20 protein-coding genes are annotated in these 22,573 nt (G+C 59.8%); 10 read left to right on the forward strand and 10 right to left on the reverse strand.

Annotated elements, in window-relative coordinates:
- Window positions 1–456: 456 nt before the first annotated feature.
- Window positions 457–4,428, forward strand: a complete 3,972-nt coding sequence (putA, locus tag ACJ8PI_RS10330; protein WP_060418943.1) for a trifunctional transcriptional regulator/proline dehydrogenase/L-glutamate gamma-semialdehyde dehydrogenase — start codon at window positions 457–459, stop codon at window positions 4,426–4,428.
- A 316-nt stretch (window positions 4,429–4,744) separates the two neighbouring features.
- Here putA and tcyN read toward each other — a convergent pair whose 3' ends face one another.
- The 7 genes from tcyN to ACJ8PI_RS10365 all read right to left on the reverse strand — a co-directional run bounded on the left by tcyN (window position 4,745) and on the right by ACJ8PI_RS10365 (window position 10,906).
- The gene (tcyN, locus tag ACJ8PI_RS10335; protein WP_033647754.1) at window positions 4,745–5,497 is read right to left on the reverse strand and encodes an L-cystine ABC transporter ATP-binding protein TcyN; all 753 of its coding nucleotides are present in this window, start codon (window positions 5,495–5,497) and stop codon (window positions 4,745–4,747) included.
- Window positions 5,498–5,500: 3 nt separating this feature from the next.
- Window positions 5,501–6,163, reverse strand: a complete 663-nt coding sequence (gene tcyL, locus ACJ8PI_RS10340) for a cystine ABC transporter permease (RefSeq protein ID WP_033634963.1) — start codon at window positions 6,161–6,163, stop codon at window positions 5,501–5,503.
- Entirely contained in the window at window positions 6,163–6,963 is an 801-nt protein-coding gene (gene tcyJ, locus ACJ8PI_RS10345; RefSeq protein ID WP_060438552.1) for a cystine ABC transporter substrate-binding protein, read from the reverse strand. Before tcyJ ends, tcyL begins: the two co-directional genes overlap by 1 nt.
- A 115-nt stretch (window positions 6,964–7,078) precedes the next feature.
- Window positions 7,079–8,071, reverse strand: a complete 993-nt coding sequence (locus tag ACJ8PI_RS10350; protein WP_025303239.1) for a D-cysteine desulfhydrase — start codon at window positions 8,069–8,071, stop codon at window positions 7,079–7,081.
- 123 nt (window positions 8,072–8,194) lie between these two features.
- Window positions 8,195–8,704 (reverse strand): flagella biosynthesis regulatory protein FliZ, encoded by a 510-nt coding sequence (gene fliZ / locus ACJ8PI_RS10355; protein WP_033647756.1) that lies wholly within the window; start codon window positions 8,702–8,704, stop codon window positions 8,195–8,197.
- A gap of 55 nt (window positions 8,705–8,759) precedes the next feature.
- On the reverse strand, window positions 8,760–9,482 hold the full coding sequence (locus ACJ8PI_RS10360) for an RNA polymerase sigma factor FliA (RefSeq protein WP_004934752.1): 723 nt from the start codon (window positions 9,480–9,482) through the stop codon (window positions 8,760–8,762).
- Between the two features lie 182 nt (window positions 9,483–9,664).
- Complete coding sequence (locus ACJ8PI_RS10365) at window positions 9,665–10,906, reverse strand: FliC/FljB family flagellin (protein ID WP_164134348.1); 1,242 nt, start codon at window positions 10,904–10,906, stop codon at window positions 9,665–9,667.
- A 281-nt stretch (window positions 10,907–11,187) separates the two neighbouring features.
- Here ACJ8PI_RS10365 and fliD point away from each other — a divergent pair, with 281 nt between their 5' ends.
- The 4 genes from fliD to ACJ8PI_RS10385 all read left to right on the forward strand — a co-directional run bounded on the left by fliD (window position 11,188) and on the right by ACJ8PI_RS10385 (window position 14,584).
- A complete protein-coding gene (fliD, locus tag ACJ8PI_RS10370; protein WP_033634969.1) occupies window positions 11,188–12,603 on the forward strand; it encodes a flagellar filament capping protein FliD in 1,416 nt (471 codons plus the stop codon).
- A 33-nt stretch (window positions 12,604–12,636) separates the two neighbouring features.
- Window positions 12,637–13,047, forward strand: a complete 411-nt coding sequence (gene fliS, locus ACJ8PI_RS10375; RefSeq protein ID WP_033634970.1) for a flagellar export chaperone FliS — start codon at window positions 12,637–12,639, stop codon at window positions 13,045–13,047.
- Window positions 13,047–13,415, forward strand: coding sequence for a flagella biosynthesis regulatory protein FliT (gene fliT / locus ACJ8PI_RS10380; RefSeq protein ID WP_004934765.1), 369 nt, complete (start codon window positions 13,047–13,049; stop codon window positions 13,413–13,415). The genes fliS and fliT overlap by 1 nt, the downstream gene beginning before the upstream one ends.
- Window positions 13,416–13,723: 308 nt before the next feature.
- Entirely contained in the window at window positions 13,724–14,584 is an 861-nt protein-coding gene (locus ACJ8PI_RS10385) for a helix-turn-helix transcriptional regulator (protein WP_033653647.1), read from the forward strand.
- Between the two features lie 482 nt (window positions 14,585–15,066).
- Here ACJ8PI_RS10385 and ACJ8PI_RS10390 read toward each other — a convergent pair whose 3' ends face one another.
- A complete protein-coding gene (locus ACJ8PI_RS10390; protein ID WP_164134347.1) occupies window positions 15,067–15,987 on the reverse strand; it encodes a LysR family transcriptional regulator in 921 nt (306 codons plus the stop codon).
- Window positions 15,988–16,115: 128 nt separating this feature from the next.
- Between ACJ8PI_RS10390 and ACJ8PI_RS10395 the strand changes: the two genes are divergently transcribed.
- Complete coding sequence (locus ACJ8PI_RS10395) at window positions 16,116–16,715, forward strand: FMN-dependent NADH-azoreductase (protein WP_164134346.1); 600 nt, start codon at window positions 16,116–16,118, stop codon at window positions 16,713–16,715.
- A 180-nt stretch (window positions 16,716–16,895) separates the two neighbouring features.
- On the opposite strand, the gene ACJ8PI_RS10400 is transcribed toward ACJ8PI_RS10395, so the two are convergent.
- Both ACJ8PI_RS10400 and fliE read right to left on the reverse strand, forming a co-directional pair.
- Complete coding sequence (locus ACJ8PI_RS10400; RefSeq protein ID WP_033647764.1) at window positions 16,896–17,096, reverse strand: hypothetical protein; 201 nt, start codon at window positions 17,094–17,096, stop codon at window positions 16,896–16,898.
- Window positions 17,097–17,176: 80 nt separating this feature from the next.
- The gene (fliE, locus tag ACJ8PI_RS10405; RefSeq protein WP_041038025.1) at window positions 17,177–17,491 is read right to left on the reverse strand and encodes a flagellar hook-basal body complex protein FliE; all 315 of its coding nucleotides are present in this window, start codon (window positions 17,489–17,491) and stop codon (window positions 17,177–17,179) included.
- A 314-nt stretch (window positions 17,492–17,805) separates the two neighbouring features.
- On the opposite strand from fliE, the gene fliF reads away from it, so the two are divergent.
- The 4 genes from fliF to fliI are packed head-to-tail and all read left to right on the forward strand — an operon-like array spanning window position 17,806 to window position 22,565.
- Window positions 17,806–19,518, forward strand: coding sequence for a flagellar basal-body MS-ring/collar protein FliF (gene fliF / locus ACJ8PI_RS10410; protein ID WP_164134345.1), 1,713 nt, complete (start codon window positions 17,806–17,808; stop codon window positions 19,516–19,518).
- Window positions 19,515–20,507: a flagellar motor switch protein FliG gene (fliG, locus tag ACJ8PI_RS10415; RefSeq protein WP_033634975.1), complete on the forward strand. Its 993-nt coding sequence runs from the start codon at window positions 19,515–19,517 to the stop codon at window positions 20,505–20,507. Before fliF ends, fliG begins: the two co-directional genes overlap by 4 nt.
- Complete coding sequence (gene fliH, locus ACJ8PI_RS10420; RefSeq protein WP_033634976.1) at window positions 20,500–21,204, forward strand: flagellar assembly protein FliH; 705 nt, start codon at window positions 20,500–20,502, stop codon at window positions 21,202–21,204. The genes fliG and fliH overlap by 8 nt, the downstream gene beginning before the upstream one ends.
- The gene (gene fliI / locus ACJ8PI_RS10425; RefSeq protein ID WP_033634977.1) at window positions 21,204–22,565 is read left to right on the forward strand and encodes a flagellar protein export ATPase FliI; all 1,362 of its coding nucleotides are present in this window, start codon (window positions 21,204–21,206) and stop codon (window positions 22,563–22,565) included. The genes fliH and fliI overlap by 1 nt, the downstream gene beginning before the upstream one ends.
- The last annotated feature ends 8 nt before the right edge of the window (window positions 22,566–22,573 follow it).

The raw sequence follows: 22,573 nt of genomic DNA on the forward strand, positions 1-22,573 counted from the left end.
CGAGTGCAGGTAAAATAGTTTCTGCCCGTAATTGTTGACCGTCGGCTATCCTAGATGAGCCTTTCATCAACCAACAAGATATTTAACAACAAAGTTACACAAAGTTTACCCTGCGTCACATTTACCGGGCTCAAAGGTTGCACTCACGACAAGTAAAATGAGTTGCACCCGGTCATTACCCTTATATACCGCAAGGTAAAACGCCTGCGGCCGCATAAACCCCGCCGCGTTCGCTCAATAACGCAACATTCATGCCAACTGCCGATGTTAAAAAATCGATGAAACTCACACTTCGCTCATCAGCCTGATTTAACAAGGTTGCACAAAGTTGCAACATGCAGGATATTGTCTGCATTCTTAACCCCACACATCTCACGAACCTATCCCAACAGGCTTTCCGGCCTGCTGTTTGTCTAGCCTGATGGGATAGGTTCTAAACACAGGAGTTGGATTGGCATGGGCACTACCACAATGGGCGTGAAACTCGACGAGGCAACACGCGACCGGATCAAGAGCGCCGCGCAGCGCATCGATCGCACGCCGCACTGGCTCATCAAGCAGGCCATCTTTAATTACCTCGAGCGTCTCGAGAGCGGTACCGATATTCCTGAAATTCCAGCGCTGGCCGCTGCGGGCCAGCCTGAAGCGGACGACATTATGCCGCAAGCGCAGGAAGAGTCACACCAGCCATTCCTCGATTTCGCCGAACAAATTCTGCCGCAGTCGGTCACCCGCGCCGCCATCACCGCCGCCTATCGTCGCCCGGAGACCGAAGCGGTGCCGATGTTGCTCGAACAGGCGCGATTACCCGCCGATCTTGCACAGGCCACTCACAAAATGGCCTATGGCATCGCCGAGAAGTTGCGTAACCAAAAAAGTGCAAACGGCCGCGCCGGCATGGTGCAAGGCCTGCTGCAAGAGTTCTCCCTCTCCTCGCAGGAAGGCGTGGCGCTGATGTGCCTGGCGGAAGCGCTGCTGCGCATTCCGGACAAACCGACCCGCGATGCCCTGATCCGCGACAAGATCAGCAACGGCAACTGGCACTCGCACCTCGGGCGCAGCCCGTCGCTGTTCGTCAACGCCGCTACCTGGGGCCTGCTGTTCACCGGCAAACTGGTGTCCACGCATAACGAAGCCAATCTGTCCCGTTCGCTGAACCGCATTATCGGCAAGAGCGGCGAACCGCTGATCCGCAAAGGCGTGGACATGGCGATGCGCCTGATGGGCGAACAGTTCGTGACCGGCGAAACCATCGCCGAAGCGCTGGCCAACGCGCGCAAGCTCGAAGATAAAGGCTTCCGCTACTCCTACGACATGCTGGGCGAAGCCGCCCTGACCGAGGCCGACGCCCAGGCCTACCTGGTTTCCTACCAGCAGGCGATCCACGCCATCGGCAAAGCCTCCAACGGCCGCGGCATCTATGAAGGCCCCGGCATCTCCATCAAGCTGTCCGCCCTGCACCCGCGCTACAGCCGCGCGCAGTACGAACGCGTCATGGAAGAGCTCTACCCGCGCCTGCTGTCGCTGACCCTGCAGGCACGCCAGTACGATATCGGCATCAACATCGACGCCGAAGAGGCCGACCGCCTGGAGATCTCGCTCGATCTGCTGGAGAAGCTGTGCTTCGAACCGCAACTGGCCGGCTGGAACGGCATCGGCTTCGTGATTCAGGCCTACCAAAAACGTTGTCCGTTCGCCATCGACGCGGTGATCGACATGGCGCAACGCAGCCGCCGTCGCCTGATGATCCGTCTGGTGAAGGGCGCCTACTGGGACAGCGAAATCAAACGCGCCCAAATGGACGGCCTGGAAGGCTACCCGGTCTACACCCGCAAGGTCTATACCGACGTTTCCTACCTGGCCTGCGCCCGCAAGCTGCTGTCGGTGCCGAACCTGATTTATCCGCAGTTCGCCACCCACAACGCCCATACCCTGAGCGCCATCTATCACCTGGCCGGCAACAACTACTACCCTGGCCAGTATGAGTTCCAGTGCCTGCACGGCATGGGTGAACCGCTGTACGAACAGGTGGTGGGTAAAGTGGCCGACGGCAAACTGAACCGCCCTTGCCGCATCTATGCGCCGGTCGGCACCCATGAAACGCTGCTGGCTTACCTGGTGCGCCGCCTGCTGGAAAACGGCGCCAACACCTCGTTCGTCAACCGCATCGCCGACGCCACCCTGCCGCTCGACGAGCTGGTGGCCGATCCGGTCAGCGCCGTGGAAGCGCTGGCGGCCAGCGAAGGCCAGATTGGCCTGCCGCACCCGCGCATTCCGCTGCCGCGCGAGCTGTACGGCGAGAAGCGCACCAACTCCAGCGGCCTGGATCTGTCCAACGAACAGCGTCTGGCTTCGCTCTCCAGCGCCCTGCTCACCAGCGCCAGCCATCCGTGGCGCGCGGAGCCTATCATCGACGCCGAATTGGATCAGGGCGTCGAGCAGCCGGTGATCAACCCGGCCGAACCGGGCGATGTGGTCGGCTACGTGCGTGAAGCCACCGAAGGCGAAGTCAGCCGCGCGCTCGACGCCGCCGCGGCCGCCGGCCCAATCTGGTTCGCTACGCCGCCGACGGAGCGCGCCGCGATCCTCGAACGCGCCGCCGAGCTGATGGAAAGCCAGCTGCAAAGCCTGCTGGGCATTCTGGTGCGCGAAGCGGGTAAAACCTTCAACAACGCCATCGCCGAAGTGCGCGAAGCGGTCGACTTCCTGCACTACTACGCCGGCCAGGTGCGCGACGATTTCGCCAACGACAGCCACCGCCCGCTGGGCCCGGTGGTCTGCATCAGCCCGTGGAACTTCCCGCTGGCGATCTTCACCGGCCAAATCGCCGCCGCGCTGGCGGCCGGCAACAGCGTGCTGGCCAAACCGGCCGAGCAAACGCCGCTGGTGGCCGCGCAGGCGGTGCGTATTCTGCTGGAAGCCGGCATTCCGCAAGGCGTGCTGCAGCTGCTGCCAGGCCAGGGTGAAACCGTCGGCTCAACGCTGGTCAACGACGCCCGCGTACGCGGCGTGATGTTTACCGGCTCCACCGACGTCGCCGGTATTCTGCAGCGCAGCATCGCCGGTCGTCTGGATCCGCAGGGCCGCCCGACGCCGCTGATCGCCGAAACCGGTGGCCTGAACGCCATGATCGTCGACTCTTCCGCCCTGACCGAACAGGTGGTGACCGACGTGGTGGCCTCCGCCTTCGACAGCGCCGGCCAGCGCTGCTCCGCGCTGCGTATCCTGTGCATTCAGGAAGACGTGGCCGAGCACACGCTGCAAATGCTGCGCGGCGCGATGGCCGAATGCCGCATGGGCAATCCGGAGCGCCTGTCCACCGACGTGGGCCCAGTGATCGACGCCGACGCCAAAACCGGCATCGAACGCCACATCCAGGCGATGCGCGCCAAAGGCCGCAAGGTGTACCAGGCCGCCAAAGGCAGCGCGCAGGATGAGAAAGAGTGGGCGCGCGGCACCTTCATCAAGCCGACGCTGATCGAACTCGACAGCTTCGACGAGCTGCAAAAAGAGATCTTCGGCCCGGTGCTGCACGTGGTGCGCTTCCAGCGCAACAATCTGGACGCGCTGGTCGATCAGATCAACGCCGCCGGTTATGGCCTGACGCTGGGCATTCACACCCGTATCGATGAAACCATCGCCCGGGTGACCGAACGCGCCAAGGTCGGCAACCTGTACGTCAACCGTAACATGGTTGGCGCGGTGGTCGGGGTGCAGCCGTTCGGCGGCGAAGGTCTGTCGGGCACCGGCCCGAAAGCCGGCGGCCCGCTGTACCTGTACCGTCTGCTGGCCAACCGCCCGGACGACGCGCTGCAACGTACGCTGCACCGTCAGGACGAAGAGCGCCCGATGGAAGCCACCGCGCGGCCGCAGCTGCTGGGCGCGCTGCAATCGCTGGAGAAATGGGCGGTCACCAGCCAACAAGGCGAACTGGCGGCACTGGCGCAGCGCTATGCGGAACTGGGCCAGGGCGGCACCGTACGCCCGCTGCCGGGCCCGACCGGCGAGCGCAATACCTATGCCCTGCTGCCGCGTGAACGCGTGCTGTGCCTGGCGGATAACGAAGCCGACGCACTGATCCAGTTGGCCGCCGTGCTGGCGGTCGGCAGCAGCGCGCTGTGGCCGGAAGCGGAACTGCAGCGCAATCTGTTCCGCCGCCTGCCGAACGATGTGCAGGCACGCATCGCCTTCAGCAAAGACTGGCAGCAGGACAAGGTCGAGTTCGACGCCGCCATCTACCACGGCGATGCCGACCAGCTGCGCACCCTGTGCGAGCAGATCGCGCAGCGCGGCGGCGCCATCGTCTCGGTGCAAGGCTTCGCCCACGGTGAAACCAACATCCTGTTGGAGCGCCTGCTGATCGAACGTTCGCTGAGCGTCAACACCGCCGCCGCCGGCGGTAACGCCAGCCTGATGACCATCGGTTAACGCATCGTCAAGGCGGCCATACATTGCCGCCTGATTGGCTCACCGCTACGCAAACCCTGCACTCGTGCAGGGTTTTTTATTACCCGCAGCCCGGCCAGACGTTAGCGTCTTGTTATCCTTGCATGAGGATGTGTCGCCTCATGGGCGATAACAATAGGGGGAGCTTAGAACGGATTAGTTTGCTTGAAAGCCACAGCAGACCGCTACGATTCGCATTGACTCTCGGGTTCGGCAACATCCGGGATACGGCAGACGCAGCGCGAAACGAATTGTTGAAAGCGGAGTAAATGCGGGCGGGGGAAGCTCCCCCGCCGCCTTATTGATTCCGGAACTTGTCGAGGAATTGCTGAGTGCGCTGGTGCTGCGGGTTGGCGAACAGCGCTTTGGCCGGGCCTTGTTCGACGATGCGGCCGTGATCCATAAAGATAACCCGGTCGGCCACGTCGCGGGCGAAACTCATCTCATGGGTAACGATCACCATGGTGCGTTTCTCTTCCGCCAGTGAGCGCATGGTATTGAGCACTTCCCCTACCAGCTCGGGATCGAGCGCCGACGTCGGCTCATCGAACAAAATCACCTCCGGCTGCATCGCCAGCGCGCGCGCAATAGCCACTCGCTGCTGTTGGCCGCCGGACAGCCGCCGCGGATAAGCCTGCTCCTTGCCGCTCAGCCCCACCTTGGCCAGCAACGCGCGGGCGCGCTGTTCCGCGCTGGCTTTCGCCTCGCCCTTGACGACCACCGGCCCTTCGATGATGTTTTCCAGCACCGAACGATGCGGGAACAGGTTGAAGCTCTGGAACACGAAACCGACCTGCTGACGCAGCGCGCGCACCTGATTTTTCTGTTTGCTCAACGGCTTGCTGCCGTCGATCAGGATGTCGCCGACGCGAATGGTGCCGGAATCCGGCTCCTCCAGCAGGTTGATGCAGCGCAACAAGGTGGTTTTCCCCGAACCGCTCGGGCCGATGATCGCCACCACTTCGCCGGCGTCCACCGCCAGATCGATCCCATGCAGCACCGTCTGACCCTTGAACTGCTTGGTCAATTGCTTAACTTCAATGGCACTCATGCGCTACTCCTGATCCTGGCGATTAACGTGGGCTTCCAGGCGGTTTTGCAGTGCGGAAAGCAGGGTCGCCATCACCCAGTAAATCAGCGATGCCGCCAGGTACATGGTGAACACTTCCAGCGTGCGCGAGGTGATCAGCTGCGCCTGGCGGAACAGCTCCGGCACCTGAATGGTGGCGGCCAGCGAGGTGTCTTTCACCAGGCCGATGAAGCTGTTGCCCAGCGGCGGCAAGGCGGTGCGCGCCGCCTGCGGCAGGATCACCCGGCGCAGGGTTTGCCAACGGGTCATGCCGATGCTGGCGGCGGCTTCCCACTGCCCTTTGTCGATCGACGAAATCGCCGCGCGCAGCGTTTCCGAGGTGTAGGCGGCGGTATTGAGCGACAGGCCAATCAGCGCCGCCGGGAAAGGATCGAACTCGATGCCGAACTGCGGCAGACCGTAATAGATCATAAACAGCTGGGCGATCAACGGCGTGCCGCGGAACAGCGATACGTAAATGCGCGACAGCCACGCCAGCGGCCAAAGCGGCGAAAGGCGCATCAGCGCCAGCAGAAAACCAAGCAACAGGCCGAACGCCATACCGCCCAGACTCAGCTGCAGCGTCAGTATTGCGCCCTTCAATAAAAATGGCGCTGAATCCAGCGCCAGTTGAATACTTTCGTGCATTATTTAGTTACGTCCGCGCCAAACCATTTCTCGGAGATCTTCGCCAGCGTGCCATCTTTTTGCATCTCGGCGATCGCCTGGTCAATCGCGGCCAACAGCTCCGGGTTATTCTTGCGCAGCGCCACGCCGGACTCCTGGCGGGAGAACGCCGGGCCGGCTACCGCCAGCGTATCGCCGGTTTTCTTCACCAGATCCAGCGCCGCCAGGCGATCCACCAGAATGGCGTTGATGCGGCCGACGCGCAAATCCTGATACTTGGTCGGGTCGTCGTCGTAGGTACGCACGTCCACACCCTGCACGTTCGCGCGCAGCCATTGCTCATAGTTGGTGCCCAGGCCAACGCCGACCTTCTTGCCTTTCAGGTCTTCCGGCTTGGTGACGGTGCCTTCGTTGCCTTTTTTCACCAGCGCCTGAATACCGGAAACGGTGTAAGGGGTGGAGAAATCATATTTCTTCTTGCGCTCATCAGAGATGGTCACCTGGTTGATCACCACATCGATGCGTTTTGATTCCAGCGAAGCCAGCATGCCGTCCCACTTGGTCGGGTTCAGCTTGGCCTTCACGCCCAAATGTTCCGCCAGCGCGTTGGCGAAATCCACTTCGAAACCGGTCAATTTGCCGTCTTCACCCTGGAAGCTGAACGGCGGATAGGTGCCTTCCAGACCGACGATCAGCGTGCCGCGCTGTTTCACCTGCTGCAGCAGATTGTCGGCGGCGTAGGCTTGAGTTGCCAAACCGGCGGCCAACGCGACGCCCACCACGCCCAACAGCCATTGACGACGAACTTTCGCAAACATCATAAACACCCCTGTGTGTTATTTATCTTTTTTGATATCAGCACTTTAACAGTGCGACCGCCCGCATAAAGGAATATAACCTTATAAATATAGTTCAAAATGGAATAACAAGCGGTATTTACACCTGCGGATGGTAGGCGAACAGCGCCGGCGCACCGCCGGTGTGAACGAACAGGATAGGCCCTTCGTCGCGGAAACGCCGCTGGGCGATGCCGTCGATCAAACCGGCCATCGCTTTGCCGGTGTATACCGGATCCAGCAACACGCCTTCTTGCTGCGCCAGCAGCTGCACCGCCGCCATGCCCTCTTCATTCGGCATGCCGTACTGCGGCGCGAAGTAATCGTCCCACAGCGCGATCGGCGCCAGTTCGTCGATATTTAGCGAACAGGCCAAGGCTTTCTGGATCTGCTCCACCTTCGGCAGCTGATCGATCACGGTGCGCGAGACCGTCACGCCGATCAACTCGGTTTCGGGCAGCAGCTGTTGCAGCCCCACCGCCAGCCCGGCATGGGTGCCGGCGCTGCCGGACGCCACCACCACCGAACTGAACGCCACGTTGCTGCGTTGGCTCTGTTCGGCGATTTCCAATGCGCACTGCACGTATCCCAACGCGCCCAGGGCATTGGAGCCGCCCACCGGCACCACGTAAGGCCTGAAGCCCTGCGCCTCGAGGCGCGTCGCCAGTTCCGCCAACTGCTGCTGCGGATCGTGCAGCGCTTCGCACATCACCACCTCGGCGTTGAACAGGCCGAGCAACAGGCGGTTGCCGTTGGTCAGGTAGTTTTCCGCACGGGTATCGATGGGATTTTCCAGCAGCGCGACGCAGTGCAGGCCCAGTTTCGCCGCCACCGCCGCCGTCTGGCGCACGTGGTTGGATTGAATGGCGCCGGCGGTGACCAGCGTATCAGCGCCTTGACGCAGCGCATCTGCGGCCAAAAACTCCAGCTTTCTCAGCTTGTTGCCGCCCATCGCCATAGGGGTGACATCGTCACGTTTGAGGTAAATTTCACGGCCGAGGTAATCGGAGAGACGGGACAGTTTTTCCAGCGGTGTGGCGGTGCCAACCAGATCCAGACGCGGAAATTGCGCCAGTTGTTGTTGCAGGTTCACTACTTCCCCCCAGGGAATCGAATATCGACATCTGATAACCGATAGATTTAGCAGATGTGAACTGAATAATCATCCTTTATCACGGGGGGAGCCGCAGATCCCGGCCAGCGGCCGGGGAAAGTCTCAGTAGCTGCGCTGCCAGGCGAGATACTGATCGTATTTGCGCAGCGCAATGCGGTAGTTGTTGTGCGCCGCGCTAGGCAGATCGTCAATGATGCGCTGATGGCTGGCGCAGTTGGCGAATTTGTCCGCCGGGTAATTGCGCGCCACCAGCATTTCATCCAGCCGGCGCAGCCGCACCACGTACTCGCGAATGGTGCTGTGGCTCATCTCGGTCTGTTCGAACAGATATTGCTTGAACGCCATGATGTCGAAATAGCTCGGGTGGCTGTTGCAGGAAATCTCGCTGCAAAAACGGCACAGTGCGGTCAGCTCATGCTGCACGTTTTGCCAGACCGCATCGTCGATCGGCTGATCCATGCGCGCGATGGCTTCTTTATTGATGATTTTGCCGCGAAACACCAGCGCCATGCGGTCCAACAGCTTACCGCACTGGGAGCAATGCGTCTGGCTGTGCTTGTAATCTTTCAGGTAACGGCTAAGCGGCCGTTTCTTCAACAGTATTCCTGGCATAAGGGGCAGTCCGATTGTCGCATGAGTCATCGAGTTGAGGGGCGGCGGGCCGCCGTCAGGTATCGTTCGCCAGCCGCGCGCGCAGGCGCTTGATCGCCTGACTGTGCAGTTGGCTGACGCGGGATTCCCCGACGTCCAGCACGGCGCCGATCTCCTTGAGATTCAACTCTTCCTGGTAATACAGCGTCAGCACCATTTTTTCGCGCTCCGGCAACGCCTCGATGGCGTCGATCACTCGCTGGCGCAGGCTGCCTTCCAACAGGTGATGCAGCGGGTTGGCCTCTTCATGCCCTTCCAGCATCGGTTCCGCGTTCTCGCCATGCTCCTCGCGCCATTCGTCGTAGGAGAAAAGCTGGCTGTTATTGGTGTCCAACAGAATTTGACGGTACTCATCCAGCGAGATATTCAGCGTCTGCGCCACTTCCGTCTCGCTCGCCGGGCGGCCGTAACGCTGTTCCAGCTGCCGCATCACCTGCGCGACCTCGCGCGCATGGCGCCGCACGCTGCGCGGCACCCAGTCGCGGCTGCGCAGCTCGTCGAGCATCGCGCCGCGAATGCGCTGCACCGCATAGGTGGTAAAGGCGGTTCCCTGTAGGGCGTCATAACGCTCAACGGCGTTCAGTAGCCCGATTCCCCCGGCCTGCAGCAGGTCGTCAAGCTCCACGCTGGCGGGCAACCTGACCTGCAGGCGCAACGCCTCGTGGCGCACTAACGGCACGTAGCGCAGCCAGAGAGAATTTTTGTCCATCACGCCTTCGGCGGTATACAGATCGCTCACTATGTCTTAAACCTGCGGATAAGAGAGTCAGCGCTATTATGCGTAGGGGGCGGAATGCCAATCGGCTGAACAGTCGCACAAAACGGGCTTTATTTGCGCCATGTAATAACCGTGCGGTGCGCGAGCATAAAAAAACCCCGCCGAGGCGGGGTTTCTTTGCGACAGTTAATCGGGAGAGACGATTAACGCAGCAGGGACAGAACGTTCTGAGTAGACTGGTTAGCCTGTGCCAGAACAGAGGTGCCAGCCTGTTGCAGGATGTTGGCGCGGCTCATGTTGGACACTTCGGTCGCGTAGTCGGCATCCTGAATACGGGACTGAGAAGCGGACAGGTTGTTAACGGTGCTGTTCAGGTTGTTGATAACAGAATCGAAACGGTTCTGTACCGCACCCAGGGAAGAACGCAGGGAGTCAACCTGAGACAGCGCTTTGTCCAGGGTCGCCAGCGGGTCGGCAGTTTTTGGCTCGGTGGACTGCTCAGCGCCCTTGGTCACTTTACCGGTAGCGTCTACGGTCGCCTTGAAATATTTGGCATCGGCACCGGTACCTTCCTGGATCACGTAAGATTTACCGTTGTCGTAAGAGTGCAGGTTAGCCGCATCTGGGCCGCTTGCAGCAACTTCTTCCTTCACAGTTGTTGTCGCGCTGGTATCGGTCAGACCAGTGGTTTCAGCAGCAGCAATTGCAGTGATGTCACCAGAGGTTTTGTCGATGGTTGCTTTATAGTTCTTACCATCGGTACCAACAGCATAGATATCACCGGTAGCATTGTCCTTCAGGAAGCTGGCTGGCGCAGCACCATTTGCTTGTTTGTTCGTGGTGTTGGTGATGGTGAGATCTTTGCCTGTTTGTACGTTAGTCGCTTTTGCACCAACTTTAGTCGTATCAATGCCATCAGCCACGCTGAACTTTTCCAGACCCAGCGTTTTAGCGTTGATGTCTTTCAGTTCGATATCGATGGTTTCGCCGTCGTTCGCGCCAACCTGGATGGTCAGTTTCTGATCTGAGCTCAGCACTTTCACGCCGTTGAAATCGGTCTGCTCGGAGATGCGGTTGATTTCAGACAGACGCTGAGAGATCTCGTCCTGAATGGACTGCAGGTCGCTGGCAGAGTTGGAACCGTTCTGAGACTGTACGGTCAGACGACGGATGTTCTGCAAGTTGTCGTTAACTTCGTTCAGTGCGCCTTCAGTGGTCTGCGCCAGGGAGATACCGTCGTTGGCGTTGCGAGAAGCCTGAGTCAGGCCTTTGATGTTTGCAGTGAAACGGTTGGAGATAGCCTGACCCGCAGCATCGTCTTTCGCGCTGTTGATACGCAGACCGGAAGACAGACGCTCAATCGCAGTGCCCAGAGAAGACTGAGATTTGTTCAGGTTGTTCTGCGCCATCAGCGACAGGCTGTTAGTGTTGATTACTTGTGCCATTGTTTGCTTTCCTTACGAGTCAGTTGCGTTCTTCGCAACACAGTTAAAAGGTTCGGGCTTGTTTGCCCACGGCGTCAACCACCGTCCCCTCAGGTATCGGCCCTCCCCTAACAACCTTTAGCAATTTTTTAAAATTTTTTGCGCCGCCGGCAATGGCAGAAATAACGCGGTTTTTCCCTCTTCTATTGCGCCATCGTTTTTTTGTTTTTTTCAGTAAACTTTTTCACCGCTGGGCCGATAACGCGTAAAGCGAATAAAGTCATTATCAAGGAGAAGCACGAATGGCATCGATCAGTTCATTAGGCATCGGCTCAGGACTCGACCTTAACGGTTTGCTGGACAAGCTGACCAAAGCGGAACAACAGCGTCTGACGCCGTACACCACCCAGCAGACCAGCTATAACGCCCAGTTGACCGCTTACGGTACGCTGAAAAGCTCGCTGGAGAAGTTTGACAATCTGAGCAAAGACCTGGCCAAGCCAGAGTTCTTCAACAACACTACCGCCACCAAGCACGATCAGTTTACCGTGACCACCACCGACAAATCGGTGCCGGGCAACTACTCGATCGAGGTGTTGAAGCTCGCGCAGCCGCAAACGCTGACCACTCAGACGCCGATTGCCGACCAGCAGGCCAAACTGGGCACGCCGGGCAGCAGCGATCGTTCCATCTCTATTACGGCAGGCAACCCGCCGAAAGAGACCAAGATCCCGCTCGGCGACGATCAGACCTCACTGGTCGAGATGCGCGACGCCATCAATAAATCGAAATCCGGCGTCACCGCCAGCATCATGCGCGTCGGCGACAATGACTATCAACTGGCATTAAGCTCCACCACGCCAGGCGAAAAAAACACCATTTCGGTGCAGGTCAATAACGACGACAAGCTCGGCGCCATCCTCAACTACGATCCTAAAAATCCGCCTAAAGATGGCAGCACCGCGATGAAGCAAACCGTGCCCGGCCAGGATGCGGAAATCGTCGTCAACGGCACGAAAATCAAGCGCAGCACCAACTCGATCGCCGATGCTCTGCAGGGCGTAACGCTCGATCTGAAAACCACCACCAAGCCCGGCGAACCGCAAAACCTGGTGATCGGCATCGACAAGAGCGGCAGCGCCGACAAGATTAAAGAGTGGGTAGATAACTACAACTCGCTGCTGGACACCTTCAATTCGCTGACCAAATACACGCCGGTCAAAAGCGGTGAAGCGCAGAATGCCAAAAACGGCGCGCTGCTGGGCGACAACACCCTGCGCGGCATCCAGTCTTCGATCAAGAGCGCCCTCAGTTCAGCACAGGACAACCCGGAGTTGAAAGGCCTGGGCAACCTCGGCATCACCACCAACGTCAAAACCGGTAAGCTGGAAATCGACAGCACCAAGCTGAACAAAGCCATCGACGAAAAACCGGATCAGGTTGCCAACTTCTTCGCCGGCAACGGTAAAGACACCGGCATGGCCACCGAAATCCACAACGAGATCCAGAACTACGTCAAATCCGGCGGCATCATCGAGAACTCGACCAAGAGCATCAACACCAACCTCGATCGCCTGAACATTCAGATCACCACGGTCACGGCCAGCATTCAGAACACCATCGACCGCTATAAGCAGCAGTTCGTTCAGTTGGATACCATGATGTCCAAATTGAGCAGCACGGGTAACTATTTACAACAGCAATTCTCGACAAAGTGATCCCTTAACCAGGTAACAGGTAAAAGAAACAACATGTATAACAGAAGCGGCACTCAGGCCTATGCACAGGTCAGTCTGGAAAGCGGCGCCATGAGCGCCAGCCCGCACCAGTTAATCGTGATGTTGTTCGACGGGGCGCTCAGCGCCCTGCTTCGCGCACGCATCCTGATGAACCAGGGCGATATCGCCGGCAAAGGTATGGCGCTGTCCAAAGCCATCAACATCATCGACAACGGCCTGAAAGGCGGCCTGGATCCGCAACAGGGCGGCGAAATCGCCGAAAACCTGGCGGCGTTGTACGACTATATGAAGCGGCGCCTGATGCAGGCCAACCTGAACAACGACGAAGCGGCGATCGCCGAAGTGGTCAAACTGCTGGAAAACATCGCCGATGCCTGGCGCCAGATCGGCCCCAACTACCAACCTTCGCAGGACGCCGTGTAATGGAACGTCAACAGCAGCTGTTAGCCGCTTATCAACAAATTTACAGCCTGAGCAGCCAGATGATCGCGCTGGCGCAAACCGGGCGCTGGGAGGAGCTCGTCGAGCTCGAATTCGCTTACGTGACGGCGGTGGAAAAAACCGCCGCCTTTACCGGGCAAGCCGGCCCTTCCATGGCGTTGCAGGAGATGCTGCGCAATAAGCTGCAACAGATCCTCGACAACGAAACCGAGCTCAAACGTCTGTTACAGCAGCGCATGGATGAGCTGAAAATGCTGATCGAACAGTCCACGCGCCAGAACGTGGTCAACAATACCTACGGCCAGTTTCATGACCGTGCGCTGTTGCTGGGGGAGCCACAGGTCCGATAAGATCGACAATACTGACGAAAATGGATTAAATAGCACTATGCGCTATTACTCTCGGGTTACGTTAGGATATTAATCTATGGCATTTGAATTATTCAGTTTATGGGTAATTGGTAAAATGCGCGCTTCGAGCCTGGCTCTCACTTTAATGGATAAACATTATCCCGACACGGACGTTTTCTGTTCAGCAGGAAATTGATTTTTGATAGATAAAACACGCCGCTGTGTTTCACGGCCTATGGAAAAATGTTGCTCCAACGCGGATCAAAGCGTAAAGATATTCTCAGATAATGGCTGCGAAATGAATATCGATGGAACGTACAATTAATCTCTGTCCAGGAATTGGCGCCTCAGCGCACATCATTCAGCATACTGAATTACTATTCCCTTCAGTCTATTTTGAGCAACCACATCTGTATCTGATACAACAGGGCCATAAGCGCGTACGCTGGCAACAACGCGAGGTGGTGGCTCATGCCGGCGAGCTGTTGATAATCGACGGGGGGCAAACGGTGGATATTATTAACGGCCCATCCGAAGAAGGCGTTTTCAGTTGCCAGTTGCTGACCTGCGACCCACTGCTGCTCACCGTTCAGCCTCCGGCCGAGGACGCGCCGGCGCCGATGCCGTTTGATGCCGTCCTGGCGCTGCGCAGCCTGCCCTGCGCCCTGAAGCACAGTTTCGAGACCACCAGCCTGGCGCTGGCGCTCCGGCAGCGCTTTCCCACCATCATCGTGCGGCACAAGATGCTGGAAATTCTGCTGTGGCTGGCCCAATTTGGCATTCGCTTCATCCACAACGAAGCCAAAGACCTGACGCAGCGCGTGCGCCGCTGCCTGGCGACCGACCCGCACAGCATTTGGACGGCGGCGAAAGTGGCGGAAAGCCTGTCGATGAGCGAAGTGATGTTGCGCCGCAAACTGTCGATGGAAAATACCGCGTTGCGCAACCTGATGATCGACGTGCGCATGAGTAGCGCACTGGCCCTGCTGCAGTCGACCGACTGGCCGATTTCCGCCATCGCGCAACATGTCGGCTATGAAAGCGCATCACGTTTCGCCGAACGTTTTCGCAAACGCTTCGGTTTCGCCCCGACCGCCATTCGCGGTCACCAAAGGATTATGGAGCCAACCTCCCAGGGAGTCGAAACGATGGCCACCGGAGAAACCTAAATAGACGCGTAACAAAATGGTTTTATTTGGCACAGGTCCCTAACGATTGTCACAATGCTGCGACATGCAACGCAACGTCGATCCGCCGAAGAGCGAATTAAATGATGCGTAATGAAAAGCGATTATTTTTTCTCTGCCAATCACATTAGTTGGTGCTGTGGCTGTTGGTATTGCCGTATGAAGAAGAGAGGGTGCGTTTGCTTACCGCACAATAAAACGGCCAGGCTTTTTATCGCCTGGCCAGACTTCAGTCCAGTTTAACCAGAACGCCAATTAACACGACGAGTACCGTCAGCAATAAAATACTGATCAGACGCCATCTGGATTCGCTTTTAGTGCTCATTGACCTGCCTCGAATAATAACCCTACTAATCAGGCCATAATAAACGGCTGCCTGCGCACCCAATAAGCCTGACAGCGCCGTTTTCGTCCCTCTATTCGGTACATTAACGCCCATTTCCTGTCGGCTGTCGCGCCGGCCATTACCGGAGCGGCGCAGCAAGCGCCAATTTTCCCGGCAGCTCCGCCACCAGTTTGTCCACCGCCAGCCGCACTTTGAGCGGTTGGTAAGGCATATAGGGCCACACTGCATTCACCGGAAAACTGAGGCTGGACTCACCGCGCATGATCTCCACCAGCGTCCCGGCCATCAGCCGATCGCGTACCAGCCACTCCGGCAGCCAGGCAATACCGGCGCCGGCGGAAACGGCATCGACGATCCCCTGCATGTCATCCATCATCATCTTGGCCGGTGGCCTGAACGGCCGCAGCTCGCCGTTTTCACCGCGAAGTTGCCAGGGCAACACGGCGCCGGCGTGCAGATACCCCACCGCCTGATGCCGGCTTAATGCCTCCACCGAAGTCGGTGCGCCGCAGCGCTGCACGTAGTCGGGCGAAGCGCACAGCAGCATGCCGTGTTCACCCAGGCGTCGGGCAACCAGACTGCCGCTGTCCGCCAGTTCGCCGATGCGAACCGCCAGATCGAACCCCTCGTCGATCAGATCGATCCTGCGGTCGCTGAACGAAATTTCCAATGACAGTAACGGATGCTCATTCGCCAGCGCCGTCATCAAGGGCGCAATACACAGATGGCCGAACAACACCGGCATCGAGATCCTGAGCCGGCCGCTGACCTGCATCTTGCCGCTGTCCAGCTGGTTTTCCGCCGCCTGAACGTTCGCCAACGCCTGCCGACTGTGCTCATAGTACAGCGCCCCTTCATCCGTCAGGCTCAGGCTGCGGGTGGTGCGCATAAACAACATCACGCCAAGCCGCGCCTCGAGCCGCGACACGATTTTGCTGACCGCGGAGCGCGTCAGATGCAGTTTTTCTGCGGCGGCGGCAAAGCTGCCGCCTTCCGCCACGGCGACAAAGGCCGGCAGCGCGCTGAGATCGCTTTTCATCTTAATGCTTCCAAATTGGAATCAATGAAGTGAAAACCTATCACCACTGGTGAATATCGAGCAATGATAACCTGCAGTCATTCCGGAATGCCCGGTGAAACCGCCAATTACCGTCTGAGGACAACAGCATGAAAAAAATACTGGTGCTCAAATCCAGCATTATGGGAAACGACTCGCAGACCAACAACCTGATTGACCGCTATCTGGCGGAACGTCGGGCCAAAGGATATGAAGATCAGATCGTCGAACACGATCTGACGGCGTTGGATCTGCCGGTATTGGACGGCGAGCTGTTCAGTGCGCTGCGCGGCGCAGATGACATCAGCCCACGCGCCAAAGCGGCGGTGGCGCTTTCCGATCGGTTGATCGCCGAACTGAAAGGGAGCGATCAGCTGCTGATCGGCGCGCCGATGTACAACCTCAACGTCTCGACCCAGCTGAAAAACTGGTTCGATCTGGTGGCCCGCGCCCGGCTGACGTTCAACTATACCGCCACCTACCCGGTCGGGCTGGTGGAAGGCGTCAATGCAGTGGTGTTCAGTTCACGCGGCGGCGTACACGCCGGCCAGCCGACCGACGCCGTGACGCCCTACCTGCGCTCGGTACTGGGGCTGATGGGGATCGGCGAGGTGCAGTTTATCTATGCCGAAGGGCTGGATATGAAACCGCACGGCCTCACTCAGGGGCTGGCGAATGCCCACCAGCGGATCGTGGCCTTGGTGGGCTGAAGCAAACGCACGGTAGCATTGATTTGTTATAACATAACAAATATGATGACCACGTCGACGCCACCTCGATGAGGTGTCGACGCTCCTACATCACATAAAGTTTTATCGCACTTTGAGCCAGCTATTCCGATAGCTGGTTTTTTTTGCCTGCGATAATGAAATGCTACCGGAGCCGCGGGTTCAATCGTGGCGGGCAGCGCGTTTCATTTCTCGCTCGCCGGGCGACTGCGTTTTGACGGACAGCGGCGCAACAAACGCTTTCCATTCCTTGCCTGCTTCCTGATGAGCCGCGTTTTTATGGGCCGATGAATAGTCATCGTTTTGCCCGGCGCATCCGGACAGCGCCATAATGCCCACAGCAAGATACAGCGATTTGCACATCATCCTATCCTGATAATTAACCGTCGCTATAGGGTAACAGCGCCGACCCCAATGTCACTGCAAAATGACCGGCACGTTCATCACACCGGCATATTCATGATGTCCTGGTAGGCCGCGACCAGCTTGTTGCGCACCTGCACGCCCATCTGCAGCGAGACCGATGATTTCTGCAGATCGACCATCACATCGTTCAGGCTGATGCCCGGCACGCCCAGTTCGAAATCCTGCGCCTGCTTGCGCGCCGTTTGCTGGGTCTCGCTGATCTTGCCGAGCGCCGCAGTCAGTTCGCTGGCGAAGCTGACGCCCTGCGGCGCCGTATTCTGCCCCATCTTGCCGGCCTGAACCGCCATGGTCTGCATCTGCTGCAGCACCCCTTCAATGCCCTGAATCGCCATCTGGTCCTCAATCATCTCGTCTCGCCGGGTGACGTTTCACCCTGCACTTCTCCAATGATGCACACCCTAGCACAGCGTTTTCAGACCTAAAGCGGCTAATTAACTGCAAAAAACCCGGCTTATCGGGCAATCGGAATCGTCTGATAAGGCGAATAATGGCCTGCCCAGAAATGGGAGCGCCGCTATTTAGAAGATATGTGTATCAGGGAGTCTGTTTTGTCACACAACGCTAACCATACCGTTCATCAGCCTGGCAGGGAGCTGCTCAGCGGCCCATACGGGATCGTGAGCGCCATTGAAGGACGAGACCTAAAATGAGTGCTTCGATAACCGCCGGCGAAAGCCGCGACAACGGCCTGCAGGCCATCTGGAATCGTCTGCGCGCCAACCCGAAAATTCCGTTGCTGGTCGCCGCCTCCGCCGCGATCGCCATCGTTGTCGCGCTGCTGTTGTGGGTGAAAAGCCCTGACTATCGCGTGCTGTACAGCAATCTGAACGACCGCGACGGTGGCGCCATCGTCACCCAGCTGACGCAGATGAATATCCCTTACCGCTTCGCCGAGAATGGCGCGGCGCTGCTGATCCCGGCGGAAAAGGTGCATGAAACCCGCCTGCGCCTCGCGCAGCAAGGGCTGCCGAAGGGCGGCGCTGTCGGCTTCGAACTGCTGGATCAGGAAAAATTCGGTATCAGCCAATTCAGCGAACAGATCAACTATCAGCGCGCCCTTGAGGGCGAGCTGTCGCGCACTATCGAATCGCTGGGGCCGGTGCAAAACGCCCGCGTTCACCTGGCGCTGCCTAAACCTTCGCTGTTCGTGCGCGAACAGAAATCCCCTTCCGCGTCGGTGACGCTGACCCTGCAACCCGGCCGTGCGCTGGACGACGGCCAGATCAACGCCATCGTTTATATGGTGTCGAGCAGCGTCGCCGGCCTGCCGCCGGGCAACGTGACCGTGGTCGATCAGGCCGGGCGCCTGCTGACGCAGTCCGACGGCACCGGGCGCGATCTCAACGCCTCGCAGCTGAAATACGCCAACGAAGTCGAAAACGGCTTCCAGCGCCGCATCGAAGCGATCCTCGCCCCGGTGGTCGGCAGCGCCAACGTGCGTGCGCAGGTCACGGCACAGATCGACTTCGCCACTCGCGAACAAACCGATGAGCAGTACCAGCCGAACCAGCAGCCGGACAAAGCCGCTATCCGCTCGCAGCAAACCAGCCTGAGCGAGCAGATCGGCGGGCCACAGGTGGGCGGCGTGCCGGGCGCGCTGTCCAATCAGCCGAGCGTGCCGGCCACCGCGCCGATTGAGACCGCCAAGCCGGCCACCGCAGCAGGCAACAATGCCAATGCCAATGCCAACGCGACCGCGCAAAACGCCGCGACCACCCGCAGCGCGGCGGCCAACGGCGTGCCGCAAAATACCCGTCGCGACGCGACCACCAACTACGAGCTCGACCGCACCATTCGTCACACCCAGCAAAAAGCCGGCACCGTGCAGCGTCTGTCGGTCGCCGTGGTGGTCAACTATCTGGGCACCGATAAAGACGGCAAACCGCAGCCGATGAGCAAAGAGCAGCTGGCGCAGATCGAAGCGCTGGTGCGTGAAGCGATGGGCTACTCCAGCAGCCGTGGCGACACCCTGAACGTGGTCAACACGCCGTTTACCGACACTCAGGTGACCGGTGGCGAACTGCCGTTCTGGCAAAGCCAGTCGTTTATCGATCGCCTGATCGACGCGGGCCGCTATCTGCTGGTGCTGCTGGTGGCCTGGCTGCTGTGGCGCAAACTGGTGCGGCCGCAGCTGCAACAGCGCCAGGCGGCGCAACAGGCCGCCGTCGCCGCCGCCAACGCCCCTGCCGCCAAAGCGGTCGACAGCAGCAAACCGAGCAACGAGGAGCTGGCGCAGCGTCGTAAATCGCAGCAGCGCGTCAGCGCAGAAGTCCAGAGCCAGCGGATCCGCGATCTGGCTGACAAAGACCCACGCGTGGTCGCTCTGGTAATCCGCCAATGGATGAGTAACGAGATATGAGCCTGACCGGAACCGACAAAAGCGCCATCCTGCTGATGACGCTGGGTGAAGATCGCGCGGCGGAGGTGTTCAAACACCTCTCCTCGCGCGAAGTACAGCTGCTGAGCGGCACCATGGCCGGCATGAGCCAGGTTTCACACAAACAGCTCGGCGAAATACTGACCGAGTTCGAAGACGACGCCGAGCAATACGCGGCGCTGAGCGTCAACGCCAGCGACTACCTGCGTTCGGTGCTGGTCAAGGCGCTGGGCGAAGAGCGTGCCGCCAGCCTGCTGGAAGACATTCTCGAATCGCGCGAGACCACCACCGGCATGGAAACGCTCAACTTTATGGAGCCGCAGAGCGCCGCCGATCTGATCCGCGACGAACACCCGCAGATCATCGCCACTATCTTGGTGCACCTCAAACGCGGCCAGGCGGCGGATATCCTGGCCCTGTTCGACGAACGCCTGCGCAACGACGTGATGCTGCGTATCGCCACCTTCGGCGGCGTGCAGCCGGCGGCGCTGGCGGAGCTGACCGAAGTGCTGAACAACCTGCTCGACGGCCAGAACCTCAAACGCAGCAAAATGGGCGGGGTGCGCACCGCCGCCGAGATCATCAACCTGATGAAAACCCAGCAGGAAGAAGCGGTCATCGACGCGATGCGCGAATACGACGGCGAGCTGGCGCAGAAGATCATCGACGAGATGTTCCTGTTCGAAAACCTGGTGGAAGTCGACGATCGCAGTATCCAACGCCTGCTGCAGGAAGTGGAAGGCGAGTCGCTGCTGATCGCCTTGAAAGGCGCCGAGCAGCCGCTGCGCGAGAAGTTCCTCAAGAACATGTCGCAACGCGCCGCCGACATCCTGCGCGACGATCTGGCCAACCGTGGGCCGGTGCGCATGTCGCAGGTGGAGAACGAGCAGAAAGCCATCCTGCTGGTGGTGAGACGCCTGGCGGAAAGCGGCGAAATGATCATCGGCGGCGGCGAGGACACCTATGTCTGATCGCATTAACACCCTACCCTGGCAGCCCTGGTCGCTCAACGATCTGGGCGAACAGAAACCGGCGATCGAACTGCCACAGTTGCCGGATCTCGAACTTGACGATCCGTCGCCGGACGCACAGGCCGAATTGCAACAGCAGTTGGCGACGCTGCGCCTGCAGGCGGAGCAACAGGGCCAGCAGGTGGGCTATGCCGACGGCCAGCAAAAAGGCTATGAGGCCGGTTTTCAGTCCGGACTGGAGGAAGGCCGCCAGCAAGGGCTGCTGGAAGCGCAACAGCAGCAACAGCCGCTGACCGCCCACTGGCAGCAGCTGGTCACCGAATTCCAGCACACGCTGGACGCGCTCGACAGCGTGATCGCTTCGCGGCTGATGCAGCTGGCGCTGACCGCCGCCAAGCAGGTGCTGGGCCAGCCGCCGGTGTGCGACGGCACCGCCCTGCTGGCGCAGATCCAACAGCTGATCCAGCAGGAACCGATGTTCAACGGCAAGCCGCAGCTGCGGGTACACCCGGACGACTACTCGCGTGTCGAGCAGCAGCTGGGGGTCACCCTCAGCCTGCACGGCTGGCGCCTGCTGGCGGACGGCGAGCTGCACCCGGGCGGCTGCAAGGTCAGCGCCGAGGAAGGCGATCTCGACGCCAGCCTGGCGACGCGCTGGCATGAATTGTGCCGCCTGGCGGCACCGGGAGAAGTCTGATGACCGCGCGTCTCGGCCGCTGGCTGAGCTCTCTGGATACGCTGGAAAAACGCATCGCGCGCGCGCCGATGGTGCGCCGCTACGGTCGCCTGACCCGCGCCACCGGATTGGTGTTGGAAGCCACCGGCCTGCAGCTGCCGCTCGGCGCGACCTGCCTCATCGAACGGCACGACGCCGGTGAGGTGCAGGAAGTGGAAAGCGAAGTGGTCGGCTTCAACGGCCAGCGGCTGTTCCTGATGCCGCTGGAAGAGGTGGAAGGCATCGTGCCGGGCGCGCGGGTTTACGCCCGCATCGCGCCGGAAGGCCAAAGCGCCGGCAAACAGCTGCCGCTCGGCCCGGCCCTGTTGGGGCGGGTGCTGGACGGCAGCGCCAAACCGCTCGACGGCCTGCCTTCACCGGAAACCGGTTACCGCGCGCCGCTGATCACCGCACCGTTCAACCCCTTGCAGCGCACGCCGATCGAGCAGGTGCTGGACGTGGGGGTGCGCACCATCAACGGCCTGCTGACCGTCGGCCGCGGCCAGCGCATGGGCCTGTTCGCCGGCTCCGGCGTCGGCAAGAGCGTGCTGCTCGGCATGATGGCCCGTTATACCCAGGCGGATGTGATCGTCGTTGGCCTGATCGGCGAACGTGGCCGCGAGGTCAAAGACTTTATCGAGAACATTCTCGGCGCCGAAGGCCGGGCGCGATCGGTGGTGATCGCCGCGCCGGCGGACGTCTCGCCGCTGCTGCGCATGCAGGGGGCGGCCTACGCCACCCGCATCGCCGAGGATTTCCGCGATCGCGGGCAGCATGTGTTGCTGATCATGGACTCCCTTACCCGCTACGCCATGGCGCAGCGTGAGATCGCCCTGGCCATCGGCGAGCCGCCGGCGACCAAAGGCTACCCGCCGTCGGTCTTCGCCAAGCTGCCTGCGCTGGTGGAACGCGCGGGCAACGGCATCAGCGGCGGCGGTTCCATCACCGCCTTCTACACCGTGTTGACCGAAGGGGACGATCAGCAAGACCCGATCGCCGACTCGGCGCGCGCCATCCTCGATGGCCACGTGGTGCTGTCCCGGCGCCTGGCGGAAGCCGGCCACTACCCGGCGATCGACATCGAAGCGTCAATCAGCCGCGCCATGACGTCGCTGATCGACGAAGAGCATTACCGCCGGGTGCGCACCTTCAAACAGATGCTGGCCAGCTATCAGCGCAACCGCGATCTGATCAGCGTCGGCGCCTACGCGGCGGGCAGCGATCCGTTGCTGGACAAAGCGATGACGCTGTATCCGCAGATGGAAGCCTACCTGCAACAGGGCATCTTTGAACGCAGCGGCTACGATGAAGCCTGTCAACAGCTGCAGCAGTTGATTGTTTAACGTCACCA

It is taken from the genome of Serratia sp. CY82433 (genome assembly GCF_052166535.1).
GTDB lineage: Bacteria > Pseudomonadota > Gammaproteobacteria > Enterobacterales > Enterobacteriaceae > Serratia > Serratia sarumanii.